This window comes from Curtobacterium sp. PsM8, assembly GCF_030433875.1.
GTDB lineage: Bacteria > Actinomycetota > Actinomycetes > Actinomycetales > Microbacteriaceae > Curtobacterium.
The window spans coordinates 1-6,986 of sequence record NZ_JARUXD010000111.1; the positions used below are offsets into that span (position 1 = coordinate 1).

The following is a 6,986-nucleotide window of genomic DNA, read 5'->3' on the forward strand; positions in this document are numbered from 1 at the left end:
CGTCGGACGGGAGGCCCGTGGTCACCGCACCACGGGCCTCCCGTCCGCCTCGCGGCAGCGACGCCGCAGCCGCAGCGGCCGGTCCCGTCAGGACGGGGCCGTCACGACCGCCCGTAGGAGCGCAGCCGCAGGCTGTTCGAGACGACCAGCGTGGAGGAGAGCGCCATCGCCGCCGCCGCGATGAGCGGGTTGAGCAGGCCGGCCGCGGCCAGTGGGATCGCCGCGACGTTGTAACCGAACGCCCAGACCAGGTTGATCCGGATGGCGCGGAGCGTCCTGCGGGAGAGCTGCACAGCGTCGACGACCGCGCGGAGGTCCTCGCGGACGATGATGACGTCGGCGGCCTTCATGGCGATGTCGGTCCCCTGGACGACGGCGATGCCGAGGGTCGCGGTGGCGAGCGCCGCGGAGTCGTTGACACCGTCGCCGACCATCGCGACGTGGTGTCCGTCCGCCTGCATCCGTTCGACGTGTCCGGCCTTCTCGTCGGGCAGGACACGGGCGATCACCTCGTCGACACCGACTTCCGCTCCGACGGCCGCGGCGGTGGCCTCCGAGTCGCCGGAGAGCAGGACGGTGCGGAGCCCGAGCGCCCGCAGTTGCGTGACGGCCTCGACGGCGCCGGGCCGGAGCATGTCCTGCACGGTGAGGACCGCAGCGACCACACCGTCGAGGGCGAGCAGCACCACGGTCGCGCCCGATGCTTCCCGCTCTGCGGCGACGGCAGCGACACGGGCGGCGACGACCACTCCGGTGCCCTCCAGGAGCGCACGCCGGCCGATGACGCAGCGCCGGCCGCCGACGGATCCGGAAGCGCCGAGGCCCGCGTGCGCGACGAAGTCCTCGACGGGCCCCGGTGCGCCGACCCGTGCGCTGGCCGCGGCGGCGACGGCCTTGCCGATCGGGTGTTCGGACGCCGCTTCGAGGGCACCGGCGGTCGTCAGTGCGGTGTCGGCGTCCGTGCTGAACGTGTCGATGGCGGTGAGGGTCATCCGACCCGTGGTCAGGGTGCCGGTCTTGTCGAACACGACGGTGTCGACTCGTCCGCTCGCCTCGAGGGCATCGGGGCCCTTGATGAGGACACCGAGCTGGCCGCCGCGGCCGACGCCGACCATGAGCGCCGTGGGCGTGGCGAGCCCGAGCGCGCACGGACAGGCGATGATGAGGACGGCGACGCCGTTCGTGATGGCGGTCGCGACGGGTGCGCCGCTGGTCAGCCAACCGGCGGCGACGAGGACGGCGATGCCGATGACGACGGGCACGAACACGCTCGTGACGCGGTCGACGGTCCGCTGTACCGCGGCCTTCCGGCGTTGCGCGTCGTCGGCGACCGCCGCCATCTGCGCCAGGCGGGTCCGGGTGCCGACCGCGTCGGCACGGACGACGAGCCGGCCGTCCTGGACGAGGGTGCCACCGACGATCCGGTCACCGGCGGCGGTCTCGACCGGGACGGACTCACCGGTCATGGCGGACGTGTCGACGCTGGCGGCACCGTCCGTCACCGTGCCGTCGACGGGGACCCGGCCGCCGGGGCGGACGACGACGTGGTCGCCGACGCGGACGGCGCCGAGGGGCGTGGTGCGTTCCTCGCCGTCGGCGAGGACCTGCGCTTCGGTGACGCCGAGGTCGCCGATGGCTTCGAGGACGTCAGCAGCGCGTCGGCGGCTGCGGCTCTCGAAGTAGCGGCCGGCGAGTTGGAACGTCACCATGCCGGCCGCGACGTCGAGGTAGATCGAGTCGGCCCCCGCCGGGGTCGTGCCGAAGCCGAGCCAGTAGCCCGGGGTGGTGGCGGGGTCGACGAACAGGGTCCAGAGCGCCCACCCGAACGAGACGACGGCCCCGAGCGAGACGAGCGTGTCCATGCTCGTGCTGCGGTGCCGCAGCCCGCGGAGCGTCGCCCGGTGGAACGGCCATGCCGCCCACGTGACGATCGGGACCGCGAGGAGGACGCAGAGCGCCTGCCAGCCCGGGAACCGCCAGGCGGGTACGAGGGCGAGGATGATCGTCACGTCGCACAGCGGGATCGTCAGCAGCGCCGCGACGGTCAGGCGTCGACGGAGCGTCGTGGTCCGGGTCTCCGCGGCTCGTGCGCTCCACGCGTCGTCGCCGGGTGTGTGCACCGCGGCGGTGTAGCCGGCACGCTCGACCTGGGCGATCGCGGTCGGGGCGTCGGCGGGTCCGAGCCCGCTGACGGTGGCGCGTTCGGTGGCGAAGTTGACGGAGGCGGTGACCCCGTCGAGCTTGCCCAGCTTGCGCTCGATGGCGTTGGCGCAGGCGGAGCAGGTCATCCCGCCGATGTCGAGCTCGAGGCGCTCTCCGACGAGGGGCGATGTGGTCGTGGTCACGGTTGCTCCCGGTGATCGGTGACGATCAGCGTCGGCCGGCCGTCAGCGGGCTCGCGATCGGTGGACGGGCCCGCGTCGTCGCGGGTGGTGAGTCGGCCGAGCATGGCGTTGTACTGCTCGTGGTCGTCGTCGAGGCCCCGGTCGGCGTGCCGGTCGGTGCGCTTCGCCTGCCGGGCGTCCTGCTTCGCCCACTGGGTGACGAGGGCGATGACGACCACGATGAGCGGCAGCTCGCCGGCAGCCCAGGCGATGCCGCCGGCGACGTACTGGTCGTGGGCGAGGCTGCCGATCCAGGGGACGTCGAGGTACTGGAAGTACGTTCCGGCGAGGAGGTCGGTGCTCGTCATCACGACCACGCCGAAGAACGCGTGGAAGGGCATCGCGGCGAGCACCAGCCCGAGCTTGCCGATGTGCGGCAGCGGACGCGGCGGCGCATCGACGCCGATGATGAGCGCGTAGAAGACGTACCCGATGGCGAGGTAGTGCAGGGTCATCGCCTGGTGCGCCCAGTGGTACCGCATCGCCCAGCCGAAGAAGGGCGTGAGGTAGATCACGTAGTACGACCCCACGAACACGGCGAGGACGTACACCGGGTTGTACGTCGCGCGCAGCAGCGTCGAGTGCGTCACCGCCACGAGCCACTCGTGGGGGCCGGCGAAGTCGTCGCGACGATGCGCTGTCGTCGCTCGGAGGAACAGCGTGACGGGACCGCCGAGCACGAGCAGCAGCGGTCCGAGCATGTTCAGGCTCATGTGCAGCCCCATGTGCACGGCGAAGGACGCGGACGAGTACGGACCGACCCCGGACGACGTGGTGATGACGACGGTGACCCAGCCGAGCATCCACGCGCTGGTCCGGCCGTTCGACCAGTGGTCACCCCGCCTCCGGAGCCGGACGACGGCAGCGGCGTACGCACCGACACCGACCAGGGAGACGACGAGGAAGAGGATGTCGACCCGGCCCGCGGTCCAGAGCGTGACGGGGGTGAGGGGCGTGTCGACCCGGTAGCCGAGGAACAGCTGCTGCGCGTCGGTGGGCACGAAGTACACCGGCGGCGGGATCCGCGTCATGACCACACCGATCCCGGCCGCCACGAACAGCACCGCCGACAGCGCAGCCGGAGCGCCGGGGGTCGCGAACCGCCGCGCGCTGAGCAGGACCGGGCCGGCGACTGCCGAGACGACGCCGAGTTGGACGGCGAACAGGATCCCCGTCGGCACGGCCCACGGCACGGTGCCGGCGAGTTCGACGGCGGCGATGACGACGGACCCGGTCAGCCACACGCCCCAGGCCGTGAGCGCGAGGACGCGGTACCGACGGAGCGTGGTCCGGCCGGGTCTCCCGCTCCGCCAGCGACGGGTGAGGCTGGCGGTCGCGCCGATCCAGATGCCGAACGCGGGAGCGGCGAACACGGCGGCGTCGCCCCCGAAGTCGTGGTTCGGGCCGACGAGGACCTGGGTGACCATCACGGGTGCGAGCAGCCCGACGGCGCCGATGCCGGCCAGGAGCAGGACGCTGACCCAGCTGCGGACCACGAAGGCGGCGGCGAGGATCGTGACCGCGATGCACGCCACGACGATCCACGCGCCCGGCAGGTAGCTGGCCTGCACCAGGTACCCGATCGCTCCCGGCTCGAGCAGCTTCGCGATCGGCTGCCCGTTCGCATCAGCGGCGTCCACGGCGATCAGCAGCACGGCAGCGGCCACCCACACGGTGGCCGCCGGCCGGACGACGGCGAGGTCGCGGTGGTTGTCGACGACGGCTCGGGACCGTCGGGGAGTGAGGAACGCTGCCGTGACGAGGCCCCCGACGGTCAGGCCGCCGGCGACGTCCGCGACGAGGCGGAGCAGCGCGCTCGCCATCGCGGTCACCGTGCCGGGGTACCCGCGGCTGAGCCGGTCGTACGACGACGACCCGAGCAGCTCGACCGCCACCGCGACGACGACCACGGCGACACCGGCTCCCACCCAGGGCAGCGCTCGGACCACTGCCGCTCCCGAGAGCGGCGGGCGCGTCGACGCGTCCGGGTCCAGCGGTGCGCGGGTGTCAGGCACCGGCGAGCTCGTAGCCGGCGTCGTCGACCGCTCCGGCGACCGCAGCGGGGTCGGGCCGGCTCGGTGCGCTGACGACCACGAGACCCGTCGCGGCATCCGCGGTGACGGACACGACGCCGTCGACCGCTCGGAGTTCGCCGGCCACGCGACGTTCGCAGTGCTCGCAGGTCATCCCGACGACGTGGTACTCGAAGCGCTCCATGGGATCGATTCTACAAGACGTAGAAAGCCGGCAGTGGTCGCCGTCCGTCAAGTCCACCGCGACTCTACGTGAAGTAGAACAACTGTCTCTACAACTTGTAGAGTGGCGCCGCTCACTCCCGCGACGAGAGGTCCGTCCCCGTGTCACACAGCCTGCCGCTGTCCGTCCTGCTGACGGTGGTGTTCACCGCGACGGCGGTCGGGTACCTCGGCTTCACCTTCCGCCCCGGGAGCACCGGGGTCTCGCGGCTCAGCGACGTCTTCCACGTGCTGATGAGTGTCGCGATGCTCGCGATGCCCTGGTCATGGGGCATGACCCTCGCGCCACCGGCCCTGCAGGTGATCGTGTTCGCGGCCGCGACGCTGTTCTACCTCGTCCTGACGCTCGGCCACGGCCGGTACGGCGGGCACGAGCACCACGGGCCGGGCGGTTCCGGCCGGCTGGTGGTGGCGTACCACGTGGTGATGATGGCGGCGATGATCGTGATGGGCGTCATGATGCTGCCGATGGCCGGCGGTGCGGCGATGTCGATGCCGGACATGGACATGACCGGCGGCGGTGGCGGCCTGCACGCCGTCTGGGCGGGATGGACGCCGATCCGCTGGGTCCTCGTCGTCGTCTTCGCGGCCGCGACCGTCTGGCTGCTGGTGCGCGTGACCGCGTCCACGCGGGTCCGGCAACACCCCCTGGCGCGCCTGGACGGCGTGCTCCTGCTGCTGATGAGTGCCGGCATGGCGCTCTCGTTCATCCCCACGACCTGAGGACCGGAAGCCATGACCGCCACCGACGACCGCCCCATCGCCACCACGCCCCCGGCCGCCCCCTCGACACCGCGGCCGTCGCGGGACGGACAGCGCGGCTGGTTCGGGCAGCTCCTGCTCCGCCTGCACTTCTCCGCCGGCCTCTTCGTCGGCCCGTTCATCCTCATCGCCGCACTCTCCGGTGCCGTGTACGCACTCGGTCCGACGATCGAGCAAGGCCTGTACCGGCACGAGCTCACCGCACCCTCGGCCGCTGCGGCGAAGCCACTGGCGGAACAGATCGACGCGGCCCAGGCCTACATCGACCGGCACCACCCCGACGACACCCTCGCCGCGGTCCGCCCGGCTCCCGAGCTCGGCGCCACGACGCGGGTGATGTACGCGGAAGCGGGGCTGATGGAGTCCCAGAACCGTGCGGTCTTCATCGACCCCGGTACCGCCGAGGTCCGTGGTGACCTGCTCGTCTACGGCACCTCCGGAGCACTGCCGTTCCGCACCTGGGTGGACACGCTCCACCGGTCCCTGTTCCTCGGTGACGTCGGCCGGCTCTACAGCGAGACGGCAGCGTCCTGGCTCGGCGTCGTCTCCCTGGCCGGGCTCGGACTGTGGCTGGCCCGGATCCGGAAGACCCGAGCGAAGCGTGACATGGTCCGCCCGGCGCGCAGAGTGCGCGGCTACCGGCGCACCTTCTCCTGGCACGCCTCGACCGGCGTGTGGCTGCTCCTCGGTGCGCTGTTCCTGTCCGCGACTGGGATCACCTGGTCGCAGTACGGCGGCGCCAACGTCGACCAGCTCCGCGCCGCGCTCAGCTGGGGCACCCCGACGTTGGACACCGCACTCCCCGACGCCGGCGCCGCGCCCGCCCGCGGTGCGCACGCCGCCCACCACGCTCCAGCCGCGGCGGCCGGTGCCGGGTCCGCATCGGTGACGCCGGCGGAGTTCGACGACGTCCTGACAGCGGCCGAGCACGCGAACATCCACTCCTCGGAGGTGCAGATCACCCCACCGACGTCGGCGGACCAGGCGTGGACGGTCGCGGAGATCAAGCGGTCCTACCCGACCGCGGTGAACTCCGTCGCGATCGATCCGCGCGACATGAGCGTGGTGTCCGAGACGGACTTCGACACCTACTCACTGCCCGCGAAGCTCGCCCGGTGGGGCATCGACACGCACATGGGGACGATGTGGGGACTGCCGAACCAGATCCTGCTGTTCGTCACCGCGCTCGGCATCGCCGTGATGGTCGTCTTCGGCTACGTCATGTGGTGGCAGCGCCGGCCGACCGGTGGGCGCGTCGGGCGGGCCCCCGCCGCCGACGCCCTCGCGAAGGCACCGTGGTGGGGTTCCGGTCTCGTGGCGGTCGGCGCGATCGTCATCGGGGCGTTCCTGCCCGCCCTCGGCGTCACCCTGCTCGCCTTCGTCGTCGCAGACGTCCTCCTCACGAGCCGCTCGCGCCCGCCTCGAGCCACGCCGACTCCCCCGGGACGGTGACGCGCCTCGCGCAGCGCGAGGTATCAGCGAGCCGACGTCGGGCGCGGGGGGCCCGGGGGGCCCCCCCCCCCGCCGCCCCCCCCCCCCGCCCCCGGCCCCCCCCCCCCCCCGCCGCCCCCGGCGGCCCGCCGCC

Annotated in this window: 5 protein-coding genes; 2 read left to right on the top strand and 3 right to left on the bottom strand. The window is 72.7% G+C overall.

Features of this window, described 5'->3' with window-relative positions; all coding sequences use genetic code 11:
* Window positions 1-101 precede the first annotated feature (101 nt).
* From QCD68_RS16495 to QCD68_RS16505, 3 genes are read right to left on the bottom strand one after another with little or no spacing between them, the layout of a single operon-like run.
* Complete coding sequence (locus QCD68_RS16495; RefSeq protein WP_301223800.1) at window positions 102-2,345, bottom strand: heavy metal translocating P-type ATPase; 2,244 nt, start codon at window positions 2,343-2,345, stop codon at window positions 102-104.
* Window positions 2,342-4,399, bottom strand: coding sequence for a cytochrome c oxidase assembly protein (locus QCD68_RS16500; protein WP_301223801.1), 2,058 nt, complete (start codon window positions 4,397-4,399; stop codon window positions 2,342-2,344). Before QCD68_RS16500 ends, QCD68_RS16495 begins: the two co-directional genes overlap by 4 nt.
* Window positions 4,392-4,601 (bottom strand): heavy-metal-associated domain-containing protein, encoded by a 210-nt coding sequence (locus tag QCD68_RS16505; protein ID WP_301223802.1) that lies wholly within the window; start codon window positions 4,599-4,601, stop codon window positions 4,392-4,394. The genes QCD68_RS16500 and QCD68_RS16505 overlap by 8 nt, the downstream gene beginning before the upstream one ends.
* Before the next feature lie 140 nt (window positions 4,602-4,741).
* Here QCD68_RS16505 and QCD68_RS16510 point away from each other — a divergent pair, with 140 nt between their 5' ends.
* Both QCD68_RS16510 and QCD68_RS16515 read left to right on the top strand, forming a co-directional pair.
* Window positions 4,742-5,362 carry a DUF5134 domain-containing protein gene (locus tag QCD68_RS16510; RefSeq protein WP_301223803.1) on the top strand — a complete coding sequence of 207 codons (621 nt, stop codon included), beginning with the start codon at window positions 4,742-4,744 and terminating at the stop codon, window positions 5,360-5,362.
* A 12-nt stretch (window positions 5,363-5,374) separates the two neighbouring features.
* The gene (locus QCD68_RS16515; protein WP_301223804.1) at window positions 5,375-6,853 is read left to right on the top strand and encodes a PepSY-associated TM helix domain-containing protein; all 1,479 of its coding nucleotides are present in this window, start codon (window positions 5,375-5,377) and stop codon (window positions 6,851-6,853) included.
* Window positions 6,854-6,986: the final 133 nt, after the last annotated feature.